Below are 20,170 nucleotides of genomic sequence, written 5' to 3' on the forward strand. Positions count from 1 at the left end.
GTCGAACTCTTATACCATTTCCGCTTGGACAGCTCGCATTCGGACTCATCATTCCCCGCGGGCTGACAGCCTAGTTGGGATCCAGAGCCACAAGAACGCTAGCTTTGTTCTGGATCCCCGATCGCTCGAGCGTGGGGAATGACAATGAACCAGTCGAGCGGAATCCGTATTACCCCTTGGGGACTTCGCGCACGGCGCCGCGCGCCGCGCTGGTCGTCATGGCGGCATAGGCGCGCAACGCCGTCGTGATCTTGCGGGGCCGCGGGGTAGCGGGCGCAAAGCCCTTGCCGGCTTGAACCGCGCGGCGGGCGAAAAGTTCCGTCTCGCTTACGGCGAGTGTGATTTTTCTGCCCGGAATGTCGATCTCTATCGGATCGCCGTCCTGCACCAGCGCGATCATCCCGCCCTCGGCCGCTTCTGGCGAGACATGGCCGATCGAAAGGCCCGAAGTGCCGCCCGAGAAGCGCCCATCGGTAATGAGCGCGCAGGCTTTGCCGAGCCCCTTCGATTTCAGATAGCTCGTGGGATAGAGCATCTCCTGCATGCCGGGGCCGCCGCGCGGACCCTCGTAGCGGATGACGACCACGTCGCCGGCCGTCACCTCGCCCGTCAGAATACCGGAGACCGCCGCATCCTGGCTCTCATAGACGCGCGCCGGGCCGGAAAATTTCAGGATCGAGTCGTCGACGCCCGCCGTCTTCACGATGCAGCCGTCCTGCGCAAGATTGCCGAACAGCACGGCGAGGCCGCCGTCCTTCGAGAAGGCGTGGGCGGCGTCGCGGATCGCGCCTTTTTCGCGGTCGCTGTCGAGCCCGTCATAGCGGCGCTCCTGGCTGAAGGCCTCCTGGGTCGGCACGCCGCCCGGCGCGGCGCTGAAGAGGGTCCTCGCTGTATTGCTGGTGGTCACGCCGATGTCCCATTGGGAGATGGCGTCGGATAATGTGGCGCTGTGGACCGTGGGCCTGTCGCCATGCAGCAGGCCGGCGCGCAAGAGTTCGCCCAGGATGGCGATGACTCCGCCGGCGCGATGCACGTCCTCCATATGCACGTCTGGCACGGAAGGCGCGACCTTGCAGAGCACCGGCACGCGACGCGACATGCTGTCGATGTCCGCCATGGTGAAATTCACTTCCGCCTCATGCGCGGCGGCGAGGAGGTGCAGCACTGTGTTGGTCGAACCGCCCATGGCGATGTCGAGCGCGATGGCGTTTTCGAAAGCGTCAAAAGTGGCGATCGAGCGCGGCAGCACGCTTTCGTCGTTCTGCTCGTAATAGCGGCGCGCGAGATCGACGATGAGATGGCCGGCCTCGACGAAGAGGCGCTTGCGGTCGGCGTGGGTCGCGACGAGCGTGCCATTGCCGGGCAGCGAGAGACCCAGGGCCTCGGTGAGGCAGTTCATGCTGTTCGCCGTGAACATGCCGGAGCAGGAGCCGCAGGTCGGACAGGCGGAGCGTTCGATCGCCGTCACGTCGCTTTCGGCCACCTTGTCGTCCGCGCCAGCGACGATGGCGTCGACGAGGTCGAGCGCATGTTCTTTGCCGGCGAGCACGACCTTGCCGGCCTCCATCGGTCCGCCGGAGACGAAGACCGCCGGGATATTGAGCCGCAACGCCGCCATCAGCATGCCGGGCGTGATCTTGTCGCAATTGGAGATGCAGACCATCGCGTCGGCGCAATGGGCGTTGACCATATACTCCACGCTGTCGGCGATGATCTCGCGCGAGGGCAGGGAGTAGAGCATCCCGTCATGGCCCATGGCGATGCCGTCGTCGACCGCGATGGTATTGAACTCTTTGGCGATGCCGCCCGCCTTCTCGATCTCGCGGGCAACGAGCTGGCCCAGATCCTTCAGATGCACATGGCCGGGGACGAACTGCGTGAAGCTGTTGACGACGGCGATGATCGGCTTGCCGAAATCCTCGTCCTTCACGCCCGTCGCACGCCAAAGGCCGCGCGCGCCCGCCATGTTGCGGCCGTGGGTGGTGGTGCTGGAACGATAGGGAGGCATGGGCGAACTTTCCTGTCATCAACCGGGTTTCGGAGGCGATAGCCCAGCCGGCGCGCCCCCGCAAGGACCGCGAGCCTTCCGGCTCGCTCGAAACATGCGCGCCTGAAGGCTCGCGGTCCGGGGGCCGACGTCTACATATGTCTTGAGAACGAAACGCGCTATGATGCCATCATGGCCGCGCTTCCCAAAGATCGCATGACCGTCGAGGAATATCTCGCCTGGAGCGAAAGCCAGGAGGGACGCTACGAGCTTATCGATGGCGTGGTCTACGCTCAGGCATCAGAGCGGGCGGCGCATGCGGAGATGAAAGGGCTGGTATTCCTCGCGCTCAGTAAGGCGATCCGCGATAAGGGGCTGCAATGCCGCGCCTTGGTCGACGGCATGGGGGTGCGCGTCGGCGCCAAGACTGTGTTCGAGCCCGACGCCATGGTCTATTGCGGACTGAGGCTGCGGCCTGACGCGCTGCTGGTCGAAAACCCCGTGATTGTCGTCGAGGTCATATCGCCGACCTCCGGGCGCAACGACAATACCCGCAAGCTCGCCGGCTATTTCGCTGTGTCGAGCATCCGGCATTATCTGGTCATAGACCCAGACGACAGGCTGGTGGTGCACCATGAGCGCCGCGAGGACGGCGTGGTTGTGAGCCACATACTGACGGATGGCAGGGTGACGCTCGATCCGCCGGGGCTGTCTTTCGGATTCGAGGAGCTTTACGGCCCGGCCTAGAGAGGCTGTGATCGCTCGGTTCTATAAAACGCAAGCCCGAAAGCTTGGGGCTTTCGGGCTTTGAGAAAATCAGAGAGATCGGTTTCAGCAATCACGCGGCCTGGCGGGCGGCGGCGTGGGGATGCAATTCATTCAGGCAGGCGACGATCGCGTTGATCGAGGAAAAGCTCTGACGGCGCAGCATATTCACCGGGAACTCGACGTCGAAAGCCTCTTCGATCGCGAGCATGGTGCGGATGGCCGCGAAGGGCGTCAGGCCGGCCTCGTAAAGATCCGCGCTGTCGGACAGCGTATCGATAGGCGTATGCAGGCGGCCGTTTTCTTGCAGCAGGCGGCGGATGGTCTCGATCATCATTCCAACTCCAAAGGCGCGCGCTCGAGGCAATTGCGCGGGGCTCGCGGCTTTCGCTCGAAGTGATGCTGGCGATCGTTTCAGGCAATCGTGAACATCAAGGAAAGAAATGGGGCGCCGAGCCTGAACCAAATATGAATTGGTGGAAAATTTGACCGGATTTGCAATATGGTAAGATTAAAGAATGGTAATCGTGTCCGCCGCGATATTGGCGCCGCGCGCGGCTGTGCTTTATGGTTGGGGCGATGAAAAGGCTTGCCGCGCTCCTGACGATTGTGACTTGCCTCGCGGCGGGCGCCGCTCGCGCGCAGCAGGACGAGCCGCCGTCCGTGGGGACCGACGAGCACGGGGGAACCTTTCTGTTCATCCCTGGCGTAGGCAAAATCCCCTTGCCGCCGGGCGCGCGCGGATTTGGTCCAAGCGATCCAGCGGACCCATTCGGGGGGCTCGCGCCGAGGGCGCCGGACCGCAAGCTAGCGAAGCCTCGGCCAGAGCCGCCGAAATCGCCTGAAGAGCGGCGGGCCGAGGAGATGAGCCGTCTGTTCGCCCGCCTCGCGACGGCCGAGGACGATCGCGAGGCGCAAGCGGTCACCGCCGCCATTCTCAGTCGCTGGTCTCGATCGGGCTCGGACACGATCGATCTCCTCGCCGCCCGGGCGCTCGCCGCAGAGGTCGCGGGCGCGCCGGCGCTCTCCAAAGCTTTGCTCGATTATGTTGTCGCCCTGGCTCCCGGCTGGCCCGACGGCTTCGTGCGCCGGGCGCGCGTCATGGCGTCCGAGGGGGACGCGGCGGGCGCGCTGGCGGATCTGGAAACGGCGGCGCGGCTCGAGCCAAAGCGCTTCGATGCGCTGGAAGCGCTCGGGTCGCTGGCCGAGAAGGCCGGGGATAAAAAGCGTGCGCTTTCCGCTTATCGTAAGGCGCTCGATATCTCGCCGCGCAATGACACGGTCAGAAAAAACGAAGAGCGGCTGCAGATAGAGGTCGAAGGGCGCGATATTTAAGGGCGCAGGGAGCATAGGGAAACCCGACGTTCTCTCGAACACTTTCTAGAGGGGTATTGCCGGTGACAGACGCGAAACAACTCCCGCCCGACGTCTTGGCGCAGCTCTTTACCGCCGCCCGCACACACAACGGCTGGCGCGACAGGGAAGTGCCCGACTCTCTCCTGGAGCTTGCGGTCGATTACGCTAAATGGGGACCGACAAGCGCCAATTGCTCCCCCCTGCGGGTCGTCTTCGTGCGCTCGCCGGAGGCCAAGGCGCGGCTCGCGCCCGCCCTGTCGCCCGGCAATCATGACAAGACCTTGGCCGCGCCGGCGACGGCCATCGTCGGCTATGACCTCGACTTCCCCGAGCATCTGCCTTTTCTTTACCCTGCAGCGGATGCGCGCTCATGGTTCGTCGGCAATGAGACGCTGATAAAGGACACTGCCTTTCGCAACGGTTCGCTGCAGGGGGCCTATTTGATTCTCGCCTTGCGCGCGGTGGGCTTGGACACGGGCCCGATGAGCGGCTTCGACAACGCCAAGGTCGACGCCGAATTTTTCGCCGGCACAAAAATTAAGTCGAACTTTCTCATCAATATCGGCTACGGCGATCCGGCCAAGCTTTATCCGCGCGGGCCGCGTTTCGCCTTCGAGGATATGGCCAAGATTTTTTGAGGCTTACATGACGCTCCGAATCATTCCCGCGCGCTTCCTGCCGCATGTGCAGGGGCTGCTGCGCATCGTGACCGCCTTCCTGTTTTTGCAGCACGGCACCGCGAAGCTTTTCGGCTACCCGCATGTCGCCATGTTCGACAAGGTGACGCTCTTGTCGGTGCTGGGCGCCGCCGGCGTCATCGAGCTCGTCGGCGGTTTTTTGCTGTTGATCGGCCTGTTCACGAGGCCAGCCGCTTTCATCCTCGCCGGTGAGATGGCGGTGGCCTATTTTGGCTTCCATGCTTTGGCGGCTTTCTGGCCGATTCTGAACAAGGGAGAGCTCGCGGCGCTATACTGCTTCGTGTTCCTCTTCTTTTCGGTGGCGGGGCCAGGGAAGTTCGCGCTCGACAAGGAATAGGCGGCTTATGGCCATGGCTGTTGACGAGTTGTGCTTGGCCGCCGCGACCGTGGCCAAATCTATTGACAAGAGAGGCGTGCGACCTATTCCCTTGCGGACATGACCGAGACAGCCGTCACGACCAAGCGACGCTCTCACGCCTGGGCGCTGCCCAATCTGCTGACCTACGGGCGGTGCCTCGCCGTGCCCGTGGTCGCTGGGCTGCTGCTCGCCTCGAGCGAGAACTGGACGCGCTGGACGGCGCTTGGCGTCTATACGGCAGCGGGAGTGACCGACTTTTTTGACGGCTATCTCGCTCGCGCCTGGCAGCAGCAATCGCCGATCGGCCGCATGCTCGATCCGATCGCCGACAAGCTCCTGGTCGCCGCGACGCTTCTCGTGGTCGTGGCCAATCAGACGCTCGTCGGATGGACCGTCTGGGCGGCGATCATCATCCTTTGCCGCGAGATTCTCGTCTCCGGCATGCGTGAATATCTTGCCGAGCTGAAAGTGCGGCTGCCGGTTTCGACCATCGCCAAATGGAAGACGGCGTTCCAGCTTTTGGCGCTCGGCTTCTTCATCGTCGGCCCCGCGGGAGAGGCTCTCCTGCCTGGCTCGGTCAAGATCGGCGAGGCCCTTCTTTGGGTCGCCGCTGTTCTGACCCTCTACACCGGCGCCGATTATCTGCACGCGGCGATTAGCCATTTCGGAGAAGACGAGCGGCCATGAAGGCGGTCTATTTCGCTTGGGTCCGCGAGCGGATCGGCGTTTCGGAAGAAGAAATCGCGCCGCCGCGCGAGGTGGTGACCGTGCGCCAGCTCGTCGAGTGGCTCGCCGCCAGGGGAGACGGCTACGCCGCCGCTTTCGCCAATCCCAAGACGATCCGGACCGCCATCGACAAGACCCACGCCGCGCCCGACGCGCCGATTGCGAGCGCCCGCGAGATTGCTTTTTTTCCCCCGATGACCGGCGGCTGAACGTGGCGGAGATTTCGCCAACCATTCGCGTCCAGGCGGAGGACTTCGACGCCGCCGCCGAGGAAGCCCTGTTGACGGCGGGCCGACGCGACGTCGGAGCGGTGGTCGCCTTCACCGGCCTGTGTCGGGACGAGGATGGAACGCTCGCTGCTTTGGAGCTCGAGCATTACCCCGGCATGGCGGAGGAGGAGATCCGACGCGTCGCGGGGGAGGCTCTGTCGCGCTGGCCGCTCGTCGGCCTGACGATTATCCACCGCCACGGCGTCATTCGTCCGGGCGAGCGGATCGTGCTGGTGATCGCCGCTGCGCGCCATCGCGGCGAGGCCTTTGCGGCGGCTGAGTTCCTGATGGATTACCTCAAGACCCGGGCGCCCTTCTGGAAGAAGGAGCGCCGGGTCGACGGCGCCGAGGGCGGCTGGGTCGCCGCCAAAACCGAAGATGACGCTGCGGCCTTGCGGTGGGAGCGATAGCAAACCAAATGAGCGGACGGCTTCCGGCCGCGCGTTACGGCTTCGCTTGATCGCGCCATTGATCCATACCAATGGTCCACACATGACCAAAGCGGGCGGCGATGCTGAGGAGCAAAACGACGCGTCGGGGAGCGCCGATTCCACGACAGCGGAAAGCTGGCGGCAGTGGGAAAATTTCGCTCGGGCCCAGCAGCTCGGCCAAATCGGCTGGTGGCGGCTGGACGTAACCAGAAATGTCCTCACCTGGTCTGCGGAGAACTACCGCATTTTTGGCCAGCCCATCGGGGCGCCGCAGACATATGAGACCTTCCTCGAGACGGTCCATCCCGACGACCGGGCCTATGTCCATGAGAGATGGACAGCCGCGCTGCATGGCGAGCCCTATGACATCGAGCATCGCGTCCTGGTTGACGGCCGGGAGAAATGGGTGCGCGAAAAAGCCTGCCTCGAATTCGACGCGACCGGAGCGCTGCTCGGCGGTTTCGGCGTCACGCAGGACATTTCTGAGCGAAAACACGCTGAAATCGCGCTGCAATGGGGCGTTCGGCGCAATGAGCTTTTGACGCGGATCGCGGCGCGGCTCCTACAATCGAGCGACGTTCAGGGCGTCGTGGAGGAGCTCTGCGCCGAAGTCATGCAGTTCCTCGATTGCCAGGCCTTTTTCAATTATCTCGTCGATGAGGAAGGGGGCTGCCTGCGCCTCAACGCTTGCGCGGGCATACCGGAGGATCGGGCGCGCGAGATCGAGTGGCTCGACTACGGCGTCGCCATATGTGGCACGGTCGCCCGCGACCGGGAAAGGATCGTCGCGGACAATATTTCCGTCGGCGCAGACCCACGAACCGCAATCGTGGCTTCCTGCGGGATCAAAGCCTATTGCTGCCATCCCCTCATAGCGCAGGGCAGGCTTATGGGCACTTTGTCGTTCGGGGCAAAGACGCGGCCAGCCTTCACCGACGCCGAGATCGAGGTCATGCAGGCGGTAAGCCAGCTCGTTTCCATGGCGATGGCGCGCCTGAGGATGGAGCAGGCTCTGCTGGAAGCCGACCGGCGGAAGGATGAATTCATCGCGACATTGGCGCATGAATTGCGCAATCCTTTAGCGCCGATCCGAACCGGCCTCCTCGTTCTCAAACGGACCGGCGGGCAGGGGCCCAACGCCGTTCGCGTTCAGGAGATGATGGAGCGGCAGGTCGATCACATCGTCCGCCTCGTGGACGATTTGCTGGAGGTGTCGCGCATCCGCAGCGGCAAGATCGAGCTCAAGAGGGAGCGGCTCGATCTGCGCGACCTCATGGACCAGGCCATCGAGGCCAGCCAGCAATTTCTCGACGCCAACGGCGTCTCGCTGACGGTCGTGCGGCCCGACGAGCCGCTCATGATCGACGGCGATCCGGTGCGGCTCGTGCAGGTCATCGCCAATCTTCTCAGCAACGCCGCCAAATATACGCCGTCCGGCGGCCGCGCGGAGATCGCGGCGAGGCGCGTCGGGAGCCAGGTCGAACTGACCGTCGCCGACAATGGCGTCGGCATACCGACGGACATGCTGCCGCACGTCTTCGACCTTTTCGCGCAGGTTGATCGGACATTGGGCCGCGCCCAGGGCGGTCTCGGCATTGGCCTAGCGCTCGTGCGCAAGTTGCTGCGGCTGCATGGCGGGCTGGTCGAGGCGCGCAGCGACGGGCCGGGCAAGGGCAGCACTTTCGTGGTGCGGCTGCCGCTCGCGCTCGGCGTTGCGCAAGGCGGGCCCCAACCGCAGGGGAGCCGATCCGCCCCCCGCGTGCTGATCATCGAGGACGATGACGACGCGGTCCATAGCTTATCCATGCTGCTGCGCGCCCAGGGCGCGAATGTCCGGACCGCGTTCGACGGAAAAAGGGGCGTCGAGGCGGTCCAGGACTTCCACCCGGAGGTCGTCTTCATCGACCTCGGATTGGCGGGGATGGACGGTTACGAGGCGGCGCGCCGCATTCGCGCCATGCCCGAAGGCCGGGACACGATCATTGTCGCCCTCACGCGCTGGGGCGGGGAAACCGCGCGGGAGCATGTGAAAAAGGCCGGCTTCGATCTCCACATCGCCAAGCCGACTTCAATGGGCGACATCGAAAGAGTTTTGGATTTTCGCCGCTGATGAGCGCGCGAGCGCTAAAGCAGCTGCACCGGGGCGATCGCCGACACGACCCAAGCATGCAAAGCGGCCATGGCGACCGTCAGGAACAGCGCCACCAGCGTGAAGACGTCGAGATTGTCCTTGGGCACCCGCATCATCCGCGTCAGGCCCAGCGAAAAGACATAGATGCCGTAAAGCCCCAGCACGTCGAGGAAGCGTAATCCCGGCACGAGGCCGAAAGCCGAGGCGAGCCAGGCTGGCGTATAGGAATAGGCCGCGAGCGCCAGCGCCCGTCGATCATCGCTGCGGCCGTCGAAATAAGGGGCCGCCATGGAGATCACGAAGGCGGTCATGAAAAGCGCAGGCAGGCTCAGCGCATATTGCGCGACGGCGTGCAGCGCGCCTGCCACGACGGGAGTGTGCAATCCGCGACTCCCGAACAGCCACGACCCCAAAAAGCTGGCGAAGGGCGGAATGGCCGCAAGGATGCCTATATACTTCAGATACAGCTCGAGGACGGATGTGTCCTCCGATTCGATCCGCTCCCACTCCTGCCGGGGAGTCAGAATCAGGCCTTTTATCCGAGAAATCATATCCTTCATGGCGTCGTTCTTCCGCCCGGCGCTCCTCTTTCGAGTGGCTTGGCCGGCGCTTGTGGCTTGCTCAGGACTTGCTTACATGCGAGGGAATGCGCAGGCCAGCATCGGCCGCTGACGAAGTCCCAAATAACGTCTAACGCGACAGGCTGCATGAAAAAACTGGCAGAATATTTCTGGCCCGTGATCGGGCTCGCCGCCGTCATCGGCTCATTTTACCTGCTCTATCACGAGTTCCAGGGCGAATCCGTCGGCACAGAGGTTTGGGCCTATCTCAGGGCCATTCCCGCGTCGGATTATTTCTTTGCGGCGCTTTCGACCCTGCTGGCCTATGCGGCGCTCGCCTGGTACGACCGGATCGCGCTGCTGCATCTGGGCGTCACCCACATCTCGTGGATTTTCATCTCCGTTTGTTCCTTCACCACTTATGCGCTGTCCCACAATATCGGCGCGAGCGTCTTCTCCGGCGCCATGGTGCGCTACCGCGCCTATTCGTCGAAAGGGCTGACGGCGACGCAGGTCGCGACGCTGGTGGTGCTCTGCTCCTACACCTTCGCCTTCGGCAATGTGCTGCTCGGGGGGCTTCTGCTCACCTACGACCCCACGATGATGCAGCGCCTCGCGGGTTTCCTGCCGGACGTCTTCACCCATCCGCATACGGCGCGCACGGTCGGCCTGCTCTGTTTGGGCTTCGTTGCGGTCTATGTGGTCGGCTCGCTGATGCATTTCAGGCCGTTCCGTTTCGGCAAGTTCGAGATCACCTATCCGCGGCCAGCCGTCATGGTCCAACAGCTCTTTGCAGCGCCGGCCGAGCTCATCGGCGCGGCGGGCATCATCTATTTCGCGCTGCCAGAGCAGGGGAACCCGGGCTATATCGTCGTCCTCGCCGCCTTCCTCCTGTCTTTCTCGGCGGCGCTCGTCTCCCATGCGCCGGGCGGACTCGGCGTCTTCGAGCTTGTCTTCATCAATCTGATGCCGGATGTGCCGCGCTTGCAGGTTCTGGCGGCGCTGCTGGTGTGGCGGCTGTTCTATCTCATTATTCCGCTGCTCGCGGCGCTCGTCGTCGTCGGGCTCTTCGAGCGCAAGAAGCTCGCGGAGAAGCTGCGGGGCCATGCCAGCGCGACGGAGGGACCGCCGCCAGCCTAGGCGCTCAGGGGAATATGCAACGAAAAAAGCCGGCCCAAATCGGGACCGGCTTTTTTAATCGGGCCGTAGGATGCGTGCGCCTTACATCCGATACTGCTGCAGCCGCGTCGTGCGCAGTCCGGCGAGGCCATGCTGGTCGATCGACATCTGCCAGCTCAGGAACTCGTCGACCGTCAGCGTATAGCGGTTGCACGCTTCGTCGAGGGAAAGAAGACCGCCCCGGACCGCCGCGACCACTTCCGCCTTGCGGCGAATGACCCAGCGCTTCGTGGATGGCGGCGGCAAATCCGCAATTGTCAGAGGGCTGCCGTCGGGGCCTATGACATATTTGACACGCGGACGATGCGTCTCGGTCATAATTTTACTCGCATACTCTACGACCACACAGTAACCGCCTTATAGCGCCTAGCCTTTTAAGATTTGCCTAAACGCGCCAGGTCCATACATAATCAAGTTTAAACCAGATTTTAGGAAGTTTAGGCGCGCCCCAGGCGTCGCCTTGTTTTCGCCAGAGTTTTCGCGCCGTAACCGCACGTCGGGGACGATCTACTGCTGCTTTATGCAGGCAAAATATCATTAATGCTTCCTGAAATGCTGTGTCTTTATTTGCGTCTCACTCAGAAGCGGGTGGTCAGCCCGGTCAACCATTCCGGAGACGCCGAGACGAGCGCGGCTTCGAGCATCTTGTCTGTCCCGCTCAAGATGAGCAGGCCCAAAGCAAGGAAGAGCAGGCCCATAGCCTGTTTCAGCTTCTTTCCGGCGGCGAGCAGCGGATCGCGCCAGCGCGCGAAGGCCTTTCTGGAAAGGAAGCCCAGGACCAAGAGCGGCGCGGCCGCGCCGAGTCCGAAGACGCCCATGGTTGCGGCGACAGCTCCCAGATCCTCGCCGCGCGAGGCGAGTACCGAGGCCGCGCCGAGCGTCGGGCCGACGCAAGGGCTCCAGATGGCGCCGAGCAGAAGCCCCACGCCAAATTGACCGAAGAGCCCGCCCGACGCGCCAGCGCCGCCAAAGGCCGCGTTGAGCCGGTCGCTGAGCGGGCCGCCCGCAGCCGCCACCCGCGCCTGAAGCGCCGGAAAGAGCAAGACGAGGCCGAGCGCCATCATCAGCGCCGCGGCGCCGACCCGGAAGGCGTCGCCATCGAGGCCAATCGAGAACCCGATCGTCGCGACGAAGAGACCGATCGCCACAAAGGAGAGGGCGACGCCGAGGGCGAGGAGCGCCGGCGCCCATTTATGCTCGGTCGCCGCCGCGCCGAGCACCAGCGGCAACAGCGGCAGCACGCAGGGCGACAGCGCCGACAGCAGGCCAGCAAGGAAGGCAAGACCGAGGGCGCCGGCGCTCATGTCACAGGGCCATGTCGAGCAGTTCGCCGATCGCCTTGGGGCTCGTCTCGCCAACCGAGCGGCCGACCTCCTTGGCGCCCTTGAACACGATGATCGTGCTTTGGCTCGTGGCCTTGAAAGCGCGCACCACGTCCTTCCGCCCGTCGAAATCGACCCGGAATGCCTCGACGCCCGAGAATTTCGGATCGGCTTCGAGCTTATGGAGGATGGGCTCCTGGGCGCGGCAGGTCGGGCACCAGGGCGCGTAGATATGGACGATAACGCCTTTGCCGGCCTTCTGCGCCGCTGAAAATGCGCTCGCCGTATAGGCCTGTTCGGCGCTGGCGGGTCCGGCAAGAGCGGCGAGGGCAAAGAAGGCGAGAATAATGTTGCGTAACATGGTCACCCCATATGCGTTAGCGGTTCGTCTCGTTCTCGTCGGCGTCAATGAGATAATCCCTCACGAGGGCGCGGGCGCGACGCAGCCTGCTCTTGGCCGTCGCCAGAGGAATATTCAAACGCTCGACAATCTCCGACATCGTCAGCTCCTCGAAATCGCGCAGCAGCACGATTTCGAGATAATGCGCCGGCAGGGATTCCAAAGCGCAAGCAAGCTCCGCCCTAAGCTCGGCGGTCGGGGCGCTGGCGAACCAGGCTTCCAGCTTCTCGTCGTCTATATTCTCATGGGCGAACATCTTGCGCGAGAGGCGCTGGCACTCGCGCCGGACCACGGTAAACAGCCAGCTTGCGAAAGACGCCGCGACGCGCAAGGACGTGACATGGCGGGCGACGACGAGCAGGGTTTCCTGCACGGCGTCGTCGATCTCGCTCGTCGCGCAGTGGCGAAGCGCATAGCGGCGGACGTCTCCACGGCAGTCGACGAGAAGCTGGTCGAGCGCGAGCGCGTCGCCGCGCTTCACGCCCAGGATCAATTGGCTGCGCTCTACGGCCATTCGCTCACTGCTTCAATCGGCGGCCGGCGAGCGCGCAGGCCGGACAAAAACCCATCATCCCGCTCATTGCCGCCATGACGCCCATCGCCCCGGCGCCAAAACCCATCGCCGTCTTTCCAAGATAGACGATGGCGATCGCAATGAGGACGAGGCCCATGACGACGCGCATTGCACGCTCCCAATTCGGCAGGTTTTTGACATAAAACATCTCGATCTCCGTGATTGCGAGGAAAGCCCTCGCTGACAAAGAGGCGCGGAACCGCCGAAAGGATGCGCATGAGGGAAAAAATTTTCGGCGTTCTACTCGCCGGCGGCCTGTCGCGGCGGATGGGCGGCGGCGACAAGCCGCTGCTCGAAATCGGCGGTCGGCCGATCATCGCCCATGCGATCGCGCGCCTCGCCCCGCAATGCGAAGGGCTCGTGATCAACGCCAATGGCGATCCGGCGCGGTTCGGCGCTTTCGGGCTTCCGGTCGTGGCCGATACGATCGAGGGTTTCGCTGGGCCGCTGGCGGGCGTGCTGGCGGGAATGGATTACGCCGCCGCGCATTGGCCAGAAGCGACGGATATCGTCAGCGCCCCGGCGGATACGCCTTTTCTGCCTGATGATCTCGTTGCGCGGCTTCGTGAGGCACGGGAGGCGGCGGGCGCACGGATCGCCGTGGCGGAGTCGGGCGACCGCGTGCATCACGCTGTGGCGCTTTGGCCTGTGGCGCTTCGCACGACGCTCCGTGAGGCGGTCGTGGAGGAGGATGTGAGGAAAGTTTCCGCTTTCATCTCGCGCTTCGTGAATGTGAACGTGGCTTGGCCGGAAGAGCCTTACGATCCATTCTTCAACGTGAATCGCCCGGAGGATGTGGAGAGGGCGCGCGCAATCGCGCAAGGGCGCCCCTGACTTCCTTTCCAGCGCGACACACTGCTTCTTGCCAGCTAATAATCTACTAACGTGCTGGAGTTATGGCGTAATTTCTCGGGCGCGCGGTTTTCAGACATAAGCTTGTCACGCATCGCGTATTACAAATAGACACAATCATATATTTTCATATGTGGTGTTTCTGCAACGCCGGCGAGCGCTTTTCCATCGCGGGATCGAGGCGCTTGAATTCCTCCTTAAATCATACTTTCATACTAGGAAAGTACATTGATGGAGGGGCGCAATATAATGACGAAGTGGCGTTTTTTATGCAGACTGCTTTCAAGCACCATTTTGGGCTCTGTTGTCGCCGGGGCGGCGGGAGCCGCTCTTGGTCAGGACGCTCAAGTTACGGACGTCGTGGTCAGCGGGAGTGGAAAGGACAAGCCCGGCGAATTGTCGAAACGCAAAATGCAGGTTGAAAAAATCGCACGGCCGATTGTCGTCGTCGATCCCAAAACCGCACAACGGGAGCAACTGTACAGGCTGGAGGACTTCGCCCAGAAGATCCCGAATTACTCGCCGGGCTCGGGCAATCCGCGAACTGCGCGCCCGGCCATTCGAGGAGTAAGTGCCGGCGCCGGCACCGGCGACGGGTCGGAGTTCGACACGGGTTTCATGCTCGACAATGTGTTCTTCAGACACGTTGGATTCCAGTGGGCGGATTACATCGACATTGAATCGGCAGAAGTGGCGCTCGGCCCCCAGGGCACGGCCGGCGGCAAGAACACAACTGTCGGCAGCTTCGTCGTCCGCACCCAACTGCCGTCATTTGAACGCAAGGCCACTCTCGAAACCCAGTTCGGCAGCTATTCTCACGTGATGCAGAGGGTGAATGTCACGGGGCCGATCATCGACGATAAGCTCGCTTACCGCATCGCAGCCTATTACGACCATGGCGACGGGTGGTTTCGCGACCAGGTCTCAGGCGCCTCGCTCCTGAACAACAACCGTTGGGGCGCGCGGGGGCAGTTGCTCTATGTCGGCGACAATTTCACCAACAGATTCATCTTCAATATTTCGCAATCGCACGAATACAACAACAACAATGACGGGCCATATGCGGATACATTCCAGGTTTTCTGGAACGGCACGCGACCCGCGCGGACCTATTCCCAAAATCTGAGGCTGCGCCTCGGATTGCCGCTGCTCACCATTGACCCGCGCAAGCCTTTCAACACCGACAATGGCACGCTCGACCAGCGCCTCCACATGGTGTCGAACGAGCTGAACTACAACATCGGCGAGAACGTCTTCACCTCGATCAGCGCCTACGGAAATTTCCGCCTCCTGCCGCGCAACTCGATGGGCGACAATTTGACGGAGATCAGCAAGGGCGCCTCCGACACTTACGTCGACCAATTCTCGCAGGAATTCCGGCTCTCCTCGCCGCGCGATGAGCCTCTCGAGTGGCAAGCCGGCTTATTCGCCTTCTATGACTATGTCTGGAACCGGTCCAACACGATCTATGGCGGCGACGCCGCCCGATGGTACGGGACAGTCAGCAATGGCGTCGTTACGCCGACGCCTTACCTGCTGAGGGGCATGGCGAGCAACCGCGACGGCAAGGCGCGCGATCTGCAATTCGCCGCTTATGGGAACGCGACGTACCACGTCGACGAACAACTCGCCTTGACCTTCGGGCTCCGAGACAGCTGGGAGGTCAGATCGGGCTCGAACTTCAGTTGGATTACCGCCGTACCGGGCAATGGCTCGGTCCTGGACCAGCAAGCGGCGATCGTCGCGGCGGGCGGGCAGCGCTTCTATGACACCGGCGGGCAGAAGGCTACGCTCAACTCGCTGACGGGCATCTTCAACCCGCAATATCAGTACAATGAAAATATCATGGTCTACGGGCTTGTCGGCCGGGGCGAAAAGGCCGGCGCCGTCAACACCGGCGCGCAGGGGATTTTTGTCGGCGGGGTCTTCCAGAAATTCCAGCCGGTGATCACCAAGCCCGAAACCTCATGGGATTACGAGCTCGGCGCGAAGTCGGTCTGGTTCGACGGCGGCCTCGTGGTCAACGCCAATCTCTATTGGACCGACATCTATAACTTCCAGACGAATTTCGTCGACACTTCCGTCGTGGATGCCAATGGCGTGCCGACAAGGCAGACCTATCTCGGCGTCGCGCCTCACGCGCGCCTGCGCGGTCTCGAATTCGACGGACGCTGGAACGCGTTCGAAGGGTTCTGGTTCAACTTTTCCGGCGCGATCACGGAAGCGCGCTGGATCGACTTCAATGAAGCGCCGATCGACGCCTCATGGATATGGAATGTTCCCACTAATTCGCCGCCAGGCTTTATACGGCCGCCCACCCAGCTCAGTCGCAGCAACTCGCGCTTCAACGCCGTGCCGGTCTATTCGTTCAATGCGGGCTTCAACTATGAGCGGAAGCTCGGTCGACTGTTGGAGGGCTTCGGCGAAGGGTGGGACCGGCCGGTGACGGGCTTCGTCTATGCGAATGTCGCCTGGCAGGACAAGACGCTCGTCACCGACCCCTACGCCGTCTACCGATATTGGCAGCCGGCCTACGCCATCACCAATCTTGGCTTTGGGCTCCACACGGATGACGAGCGCTACAATCTCAATTTCTGGGTGAAGAACCTGACCAACCAATTGCCGCTGATCAATAACAATGGAGCGGCTCTTGATCCCGGCACCGCGACGGCGCCGTCGACGCTCAACTTTTACCGCTTCCCACGAACGATAGGAGGAACGCTGCGTATATCCTTGTATTGATCTTCCTTTGAAACACCCCAACTTGGCGCCCTCGCATCGAGGGCGCCCCTTTTTTACGTCACACAAACCCCGGGTCGATCGCGACCTGCTTCTCCAGCCACTTCGGCGCCGGCAGGTTGAGCCCACGCAGGAAGTCGACATTGAAAAGCTTCGAGGCGTAGCGCGCGCCGCCGTCGGCGAGGATGGTCACGATGGTGTGGCCGGGGCCGAGATCGCGGGCGAGGCGGATCGCGCCGGCCACATTGATCCCCGACGAGCCGCCGAGCAGCAGGCCTTCTTCCTCGGCCAGCGCAAACACGATGTCGAGCGCCTCGCTGTCCGGGATCTGATAGGCGACATCGACCGGCGCGCCTTCGAGATTGGCGGTGATGCGGCCCTGGCCGATGCCCTCGGTGATGGAGGAGCCCTCGGCTTTCAGCACGCCGGTCGTGTAATAGGAATAGAGCGCCGCGCCGAAGGGGTCGGCGAGGCCGATCTTGATCTTGGGATCGCGCGCCTTCAGCGCCAGGCCGATGCCCGCAAGCGTGCCGCCCGTGCCGCAGGCGCAGATGAAGCCGTCGACCTTGCCGCCGAGTTCCTCGTAAATCTCCGGCCCCGTCGTCGCGATATGGGCCTCGCGATTGGCGACATTGTCGAACTGATTGGCCCAGACCGCGCCGGCGGGGTCTTCCTTGGCCAGCCGCTCAGCGAGGCGTCCCGACAGCTTCACGTAATTGTTGGGATTGGCGTAGGGGACGGCCGGGACTTCGACGAGCTGCGCGCCCTGCAGGCGCAGCATGTCTTTCTTTTCCTGGCTCTGGGTTTCCGGGATCACAATGACGGTGCGGAAGCCCATGGCGTTCGCCACCAAAGCGAGGCCGATGCCCGTATTGCCGGCCGTGCCTTCGACGATGACGCCGCCGGGCTTGAGCGCCCCCTTGGCGATAGCGTCCTGCACGATGGAGAGGGCGGCGCGGTCCTTCACCGAGCCGCCGGGGTTCATGAACTCCGCCTTGCCGAGGATGCGGCAACCCGTGGCTTTCGAGGCGGCGCGCAATTCGATGAGCGGCGTGCGGCCGATGGCCTCGATGACGCTGGGGGCGATAGTCATGAAATCTGATTCCTGTCGAACGAGTGACGCCTGTTCCTAACCGGAAGCGGCGCTTCGCTCAAAGGCAAAACTGGCGCCGTGGCGGGCCGTCTCGCCCGGCTGGAGGATGCGCATCGACGGCTTTTGATAGAGATCGCCGTGGAAGTCCTCCGGGTCGCCATATCCTGTCCAGGGCTCGATGCAGAGGTAAGGGGCCGGCGGCAGCGTCCAGAAGCCGATATGGGGGCAGTCGTCGAGCCTTACCTTCAGCCGCGCCCCCGCGCCATTGTCGAAGGCGAGGCTGCGGCTCTTCAAATTCAGGAAGCACAGAGCGTCGCGGGCGAACATCTGCGGCTCGAGCGGCAGGCGATTGCCTTCCAGCGGCGTGCGCCGCACCGGCTTGGAGAAGAGCCCGCCGGGGCCGATGATCGGCACATTGGGGTCTTCGTCCTTCTCGAACAGGATGGCGTACTCGGCCGTCGACCCCGCGAGCGGCCAGCGGAAGGCCGGATGCAGGCCACAGGCATAGGGCAGGGGCTTGGCGTCGGTATTGGTGACGATCAGATGATTGTCGAGCGCGCCTTTACGCAGCGCGAACTCCACCTCGAAGCGAAAGGCGAAGGGGTAGAGCGCATGGGTCTCGGCGTCGTCGAGCAGCACGAGCCGCAGATAGTCGGCGCGCCAGTCGGCGATCTCGAAGCGCTTCTTCCAGGCGAAGCCGTGCAGCGCCAGCGGATAGGTCTTGCCGTCGACCGTGACCTTGCCGTCGCGCGTCCAGCCGACGACCGGAAAGAGGATGGGCGCGGTCTGGTCCCAGATTTTCGGGGCCTTGGCCCAGATCATGTCGACACCCTCCGCCCGCCAGGCGGAGAGCTCGGCCCCGAAGGGCAGGATTTCGGCCGTATCGCCGTCGGCTTCGAGATGAATCGCGTCGCTCATGGTCCTCGACCTTTACACGATTTGCGCCGCCACGGCGGTGCCGGGCGGCGCGCGCTTTTCTCAAAGAACGATCGAGGGGCGCGACGGTTTCGCGCGCCGCCGTTCGGCTAGAACTCCACCCACTCCTCCTCGGCCGTGGCCTTCAGCGCCAGATTGCCGCTGCTGCGCCGGCTCGCGACGGCGCGGACTTGCGGCTTGGCGGGCGCCGCCTGGGGCGCACGCGCGCCACTGATATTGAATTGGGAGGTCAGCGATTTCAGATTGCCGCTGAAACGGGCCAGATTCTGGCTGGTCGCATTGACCTCCTCGGCCATGGCCGCGTTCTGCTGCGTGACGCGGTCGATGTCGTGCACGGCGGTGTTGATCTCGCGCAGCACATTCGATTGCCCCTCGGCGCCGACCGCGATTTCATCGACGATGACGAGGATTTTTTTTACCTGGTCGACGATCTGGCGGAGGGACTCGCCGGAGTTGTTCGCCAGAGTATTGCCGGTCGAGACCTTGGCGTTCGACTCCATGATCAGTTCTTTGATCTGCTTGGCGGCTTGCGTCGCGCGCTGGGCCAGGCTGCGCACCTCCGTCGCCACCACGGCGAAACCACGTCCGGCCTCCCCGGCGCGGGCGGCCTCGACGCCGGCGTTCAACGCCAGGAGATTGGTCTGGAAGGCGATCTCATCGATAATGCCGATGATCTGGCTGATCTTCTCAGAAGAATCGCTGATATCGTCCATCGCGGTGATGACCTGGCGAACGATCTTCTCGCCCTTTTCGGCGACGGCGCGGGCGCTCTGGACGACCTCGCGCGCATTGCCGGCGCCATCAGCGGTTTCCTTCACCGCCTGGGTGAACTGATCGACGCTGGCGGCCGTCTCCGCGAGCGTCGCCGCCTGGGTTTCGTTGCGACGTGACAGATCGTTGATGGCGCTGAGGATTTCCTGGGCGCTGGCGTCCATCGTGTCGGCGGTCTCGATCACGCCGACCATCGTCGCGTTGAGACGCTCGACGGCGAGGTTGAATGTGCGCCGGAGCTCCTCATAGTCCTTGATAAACTCCTTCTCCAATCTGAACCGGAGGTCGCCCTCGGAGAGCTTCGTCATCCCGGCCGTATATTCTTTGAAGAAGAAGTCCCGGTTCTCGATATACCACTTCGCGCCGTTCTCACGGTCCTTGGCTTGCGCCGCTGCTTTGGCTTTTTGGGTTTCTGCTTCCGCTTCCGCGACGCGCATCCCATCGACGACGGATTTGAAATACGCGACCGACGCGCTCATTTGGCCGATCTCGTCCTGCCGCTCAGCATAGGGCGGGTCTTCCGCCGTCTCGCCCTTTTCCATGGCCGCCATATAGGCGGTCAGGCGGGCCACGGGCTCAGCAAGTCGCTTGCCCGCAAATAAGCAGAGAGCGGCGACGGCGCCGATGTTCACCGCAGCCAGCGAAAGGCCGGCGCCCAGCAACCAGTAGCTGCTGACAGCCGCGCTTTCGGCGCCGAATTTAAGCAAGAGATAGAAGCCGACGGCTGTCGCAACCGAAATCACGGAAGCGACAATCGATCCGGCCCATAATATCGTACGAGTGATCGACGATTTCATTTTTTGGCTCGCAAAGGGACGTTTGCGTCGGCGGAACGGCCGCAAACAAGCGCAGGGAAGCGCGACGACATGATGGACGATCGGCGCGCGGCTTCTACCCGGAAGTCATTCAGGGCCATTGCGAGGCGGCGTCATGCCTTTGGAGGTCGGCTATCGCCGCGTGAACCCGACACCTCTCCAACTCGTAATGCGACAATTTGATGCAGGAAGATTGAGAAAATCCTAA

The 20,170-nt window shown here is 63.0% G+C and carries 22 protein-coding genes; 11 read left to right on the plus strand and 11 right to left on the minus strand.

Features of this window, described 5'->3' with window-relative positions:
- Window positions 1-169: 169 nt before the first annotated feature.
- Window positions 170-2,008, minus strand: coding sequence for a dihydroxy-acid dehydratase (gene ilvD, locus OGR47_RS09240; RefSeq protein ID WP_165049980.1), 1,839 nt, complete (start codon window positions 2,006-2,008; stop codon window positions 170-172).
- 171 nt (window positions 2,009-2,179) lie between these two features.
- On the opposite strand from ilvD, the gene OGR47_RS09245 reads away from it, so the two are divergent.
- Window positions 2,180-2,734: a Uma2 family endonuclease gene (locus OGR47_RS09245; RefSeq protein WP_165049978.1), complete on the plus strand. Its 555-nt coding sequence runs from the start codon at window positions 2,180-2,182 to the stop codon at window positions 2,732-2,734.
- 91 nt (window positions 2,735-2,825) lie between these two features.
- Here OGR47_RS09245 and OGR47_RS09250 read toward each other — a convergent pair whose 3' ends face one another.
- Window positions 2,826-3,086, minus strand: coding sequence for an acyl carrier protein (locus OGR47_RS09250; RefSeq protein WP_165050373.1), 261 nt, complete (start codon window positions 3,084-3,086; stop codon window positions 2,826-2,828).
- A gap of 245 nt (window positions 3,087-3,331) precedes the next feature.
- On the opposite strand from OGR47_RS09250, the gene OGR47_RS09255 reads away from it, so the two are divergent.
- From OGR47_RS09255 to OGR47_RS09285, 7 genes are all read left to right on the plus strand, one after another.
- Window positions 3,332-4,087: a tetratricopeptide repeat protein gene (locus OGR47_RS09255; RefSeq protein ID WP_165049976.1), complete on the plus strand. Its 756-nt coding sequence runs from the start codon at window positions 3,332-3,334 to the stop codon at window positions 4,085-4,087.
- Between the two features lie 62 nt (window positions 4,088-4,149).
- Window positions 4,150-4,746: a malonic semialdehyde reductase gene (locus tag OGR47_RS09260; protein WP_165049974.1), complete on the plus strand. Its 597-nt coding sequence runs from the start codon at window positions 4,150-4,152 to the stop codon at window positions 4,744-4,746.
- A gap of 7 nt (window positions 4,747-4,753) precedes the next feature.
- Entirely contained in the window at window positions 4,754-5,143 is a 390-nt protein-coding gene (locus OGR47_RS09265) for a DoxX family protein (protein ID WP_165049972.1), read from the plus strand.
- Window positions 5,144-5,242: 99 nt separating this feature from the next.
- Complete coding sequence (pgsA, locus tag OGR47_RS09270) at window positions 5,243-5,851, plus strand: CDP-diacylglycerol--glycerol-3-phosphate 3-phosphatidyltransferase (RefSeq protein ID WP_165049970.1); 609 nt, start codon at window positions 5,243-5,245, stop codon at window positions 5,849-5,851.
- A complete protein-coding gene (moaD, locus tag OGR47_RS09275; protein WP_165049967.1) occupies window positions 5,848-6,099 on the plus strand; it encodes a molybdopterin converting factor subunit 1 in 252 nt (83 codons plus the stop codon). Before pgsA ends, moaD begins: the two co-directional genes overlap by 4 nt.
- Before the next feature lie 11 nt (window positions 6,100-6,110).
- The gene (locus tag OGR47_RS09280; protein ID WP_165050371.1) at window positions 6,111-6,569 is read left to right on the plus strand and encodes a molybdenum cofactor biosynthesis protein MoaE; all 459 of its coding nucleotides are present in this window, start codon (window positions 6,111-6,113) and stop codon (window positions 6,567-6,569) included.
- 82 nt (window positions 6,570-6,651) lie between these two features.
- Window positions 6,652-8,700, plus strand: a complete 2,049-nt coding sequence (locus OGR47_RS09285) for an ATP-binding protein (protein WP_165049965.1) — start codon at window positions 6,652-6,654, stop codon at window positions 8,698-8,700.
- Window positions 8,701-8,714: 14 nt separating this feature from the next.
- Here the strand turns inward: OGR47_RS09285 and OGR47_RS09290 are convergent, their stop codons facing one another.
- Window positions 8,715-9,281 carry a Yip1 family protein gene (locus OGR47_RS09290; RefSeq protein WP_165049963.1) on the minus strand — a complete coding sequence of 189 codons (567 nt, stop codon included), beginning with the start codon at window positions 9,279-9,281 and terminating at the stop codon, window positions 8,715-8,717.
- Window positions 9,282-9,428: 147 nt separating this feature from the next.
- Between OGR47_RS09290 and OGR47_RS09295 the strand changes: the two genes are divergently transcribed.
- Window positions 9,429-10,421, plus strand: a complete 993-nt coding sequence (locus OGR47_RS09295) for a lysylphosphatidylglycerol synthase domain-containing protein (RefSeq protein ID WP_165049961.1) — start codon at window positions 9,429-9,431, stop codon at window positions 10,419-10,421.
- Window positions 10,422-10,502: 81 nt separating this feature from the next.
- Here the strand turns inward: OGR47_RS09295 and OGR47_RS09300 are convergent, their stop codons facing one another.
- The 5 genes from OGR47_RS09300 to OGR47_RS09320 form a co-directional block, all read right to left on the minus strand.
- Window positions 10,503-10,778, minus strand: coding sequence for a DUF1153 domain-containing protein (locus OGR47_RS09300; protein ID WP_165049959.1), 276 nt, complete (start codon window positions 10,776-10,778; stop codon window positions 10,503-10,505).
- Between the two features lie 260 nt (window positions 10,779-11,038).
- Complete coding sequence (locus tag OGR47_RS09305) at window positions 11,039-11,764, minus strand: cytochrome c biogenesis CcdA family protein (RefSeq protein WP_165049957.1); 726 nt, start codon at window positions 11,762-11,764, stop codon at window positions 11,039-11,041.
- 1 nt (window position 11,765) lies between these two features.
- Window positions 11,766-12,143, minus strand: coding sequence for a thioredoxin family protein (locus OGR47_RS09310; RefSeq protein ID WP_165049955.1), 378 nt, complete (start codon window positions 12,141-12,143; stop codon window positions 11,766-11,768).
- 16 nt (window positions 12,144-12,159) lie between these two features.
- Window positions 12,160-12,696, minus strand: a complete 537-nt coding sequence (locus OGR47_RS09315; protein WP_165049953.1) for an RNA polymerase sigma factor — start codon at window positions 12,694-12,696, stop codon at window positions 12,160-12,162.
- A 4-nt stretch (window positions 12,697-12,700) separates the two neighbouring features.
- Window positions 12,701-12,904, minus strand: a complete 204-nt coding sequence (locus OGR47_RS09320) for a DUF2892 domain-containing protein (RefSeq protein WP_165049951.1) — start codon at window positions 12,902-12,904, stop codon at window positions 12,701-12,703.
- A gap of 68 nt (window positions 12,905-12,972) precedes the next feature.
- On the opposite strand from OGR47_RS09320, the gene mobA reads away from it, so the two are divergent.
- Window positions 12,973-13,590: a molybdenum cofactor guanylyltransferase MobA gene (gene mobA, locus OGR47_RS09325; RefSeq protein ID WP_165049949.1), complete on the plus strand. Its 618-nt coding sequence runs from the start codon at window positions 12,973-12,975 to the stop codon at window positions 13,588-13,590.
- Between the two features lie 429 nt (window positions 13,591-14,019).
- Window positions 14,020-16,350 carry a TonB-dependent receptor gene (locus OGR47_RS09330; protein WP_246729594.1) on the plus strand — a complete coding sequence of 777 codons (2,331 nt, stop codon included), beginning with the start codon at window positions 14,020-14,022 and terminating at the stop codon, window positions 16,348-16,350.
- 58 nt (window positions 16,351-16,408) lie between these two features.
- Here OGR47_RS09330 and OGR47_RS09335 read toward each other — a convergent pair whose 3' ends face one another.
- From OGR47_RS09335 to OGR47_RS09345, 3 genes are all read right to left on the minus strand, one after another.
- Entirely contained in the window at window positions 16,409-17,440 is a 1,032-nt protein-coding gene (locus tag OGR47_RS09335) for a cysteine synthase A (protein WP_165049945.1), read from the minus strand.
- 36 nt (window positions 17,441-17,476) lie between these two features.
- Window positions 17,477-18,358 carry an aldose 1-epimerase family protein gene (locus OGR47_RS09340; protein ID WP_165049942.1) on the minus strand — a complete coding sequence of 294 codons (882 nt, stop codon included), beginning with the start codon at window positions 18,356-18,358 and terminating at the stop codon, window positions 17,477-17,479.
- Between the two features lie 107 nt (window positions 18,359-18,465).
- A complete protein-coding gene (locus tag OGR47_RS09345) occupies window positions 18,466-19,944 on the minus strand; it encodes a methyl-accepting chemotaxis protein (protein WP_165049940.1) in 1,479 nt (492 codons plus the stop codon).
- Window positions 19,945-20,170: the final 226 nt, after the last annotated feature.

This window comes from Methylocystis sp. MJC1 (genome assembly GCF_026427715.1).
Classification (GTDB): Bacteria; Pseudomonadota; Alphaproteobacteria; order Rhizobiales; family Beijerinckiaceae; genus Methylocystis.

What these genes read in the sequence shown, in the direction of transcription:
- ilvD (WP_165049980.1), bottom strand. Translation starts at nt 2,008, where the DNA reads ATGCCTCCCTATCGTTCCAGCACCACCACCCACGGCCGCAACATGGCG.
- OGR47_RS09245 (WP_165049978.1), top strand. Translation starts at nt 2,180, where the DNA reads ATGGCCGCGCTTCCCAAAGATCGCATGACCGTCGAGGAATATCTCGCC.
- OGR47_RS09250 (WP_165050373.1), bottom strand. Translation starts at nt 3,086, where the DNA reads ATGATCGAGACCATCCGCCGCCTGCTGCAAGAAAACGGCCGCCTGCAT.
- OGR47_RS09255 (WP_165049976.1), top strand. Translation starts at nt 3,332, where the DNA reads ATGAAAAGGCTTGCCGCGCTCCTGACGATTGTGACTTGCCTCGCGGCG.
- OGR47_RS09265 (WP_165049972.1), top strand. Translation starts at nt 4,754, where the DNA reads ATGACGCTCCGAATCATTCCCGCGCGCTTCCTGCCGCATGTGCAGGGG.
- pgsA (WP_165049970.1), top strand. Translation starts at nt 5,243, where the DNA reads ATGACCGAGACAGCCGTCACGACCAAGCGACGCTCTCACGCCTGGGCG.
- moaD (WP_165049967.1), top strand. Translation starts at nt 5,848, where the DNA reads ATGAAGGCGGTCTATTTCGCTTGGGTCCGCGAGCGGATCGGCGTTTCG.
- OGR47_RS09285 (WP_165049965.1), top strand. Translation starts at nt 6,652, where the DNA reads ATGACCAAAGCGGGCGGCGATGCTGAGGAGCAAAACGACGCGTCGGGG.
- OGR47_RS09290 (WP_165049963.1), bottom strand. Translation starts at nt 9,281, where the DNA reads ATGAAGGATATGATTTCTCGGATAAAAGGCCTGATTCTGACTCCCCGG.
- OGR47_RS09295 (WP_165049961.1), top strand. Translation starts at nt 9,429, where the DNA reads ATGAAAAAACTGGCAGAATATTTCTGGCCCGTGATCGGGCTCGCCGCC.
- OGR47_RS09300 (WP_165049959.1), bottom strand. Translation starts at nt 10,778, where the DNA reads ATGACCGAGACGCATCGTCCGCGTGTCAAATATGTCATAGGCCCCGAC.
- OGR47_RS09305 (WP_165049957.1), bottom strand. Translation starts at nt 11,764, where the DNA reads ATGAGCGCCGGCGCCCTCGGTCTTGCCTTCCTTGCTGGCCTGCTGTCG.
- OGR47_RS09310 (WP_165049955.1), bottom strand. Translation starts at nt 12,143, where the DNA reads ATGTTACGCAACATTATTCTCGCCTTCTTTGCCCTCGCCGCTCTTGCC.
- OGR47_RS09315 (WP_165049953.1), bottom strand. Translation starts at nt 12,696, where the DNA reads ATGGCCGTAGAGCGCAGCCAATTGATCCTGGGCGTGAAGCGCGGCGAC.
- OGR47_RS09320 (WP_165049951.1), bottom strand. Translation starts at nt 12,904, where the DNA reads ATGTTTTATGTCAAAAACCTGCCGAATTGGGAGCGTGCAATGCGCGTC.
- mobA (WP_165049949.1), top strand. Translation starts at nt 12,973, where the DNA reads ATGAGGGAAAAAATTTTCGGCGTTCTACTCGCCGGCGGCCTGTCGCGG.
- OGR47_RS09330 (WP_246729594.1), top strand. Translation starts at nt 14,020, where the DNA reads ATGCAGGTTGAAAAAATCGCACGGCCGATTGTCGTCGTCGATCCCAAA.
- OGR47_RS09335 (WP_165049945.1), bottom strand. Translation starts at nt 17,440, where the DNA reads ATGACTATCGCCCCCAGCGTCATCGAGGCCATCGGCCGCACGCCGCTC.
- OGR47_RS09340 (WP_165049942.1), bottom strand. Translation starts at nt 18,358, where the DNA reads ATGAGCGACGCGATTCATCTCGAAGCCGACGGCGATACGGCCGAAATC.
- OGR47_RS09345 (WP_165049940.1), bottom strand. Translation starts at nt 19,944, where the DNA reads ATGAAATCGTCGATCACTCGTACGATATTATGGGCCGGATCGATTGTC.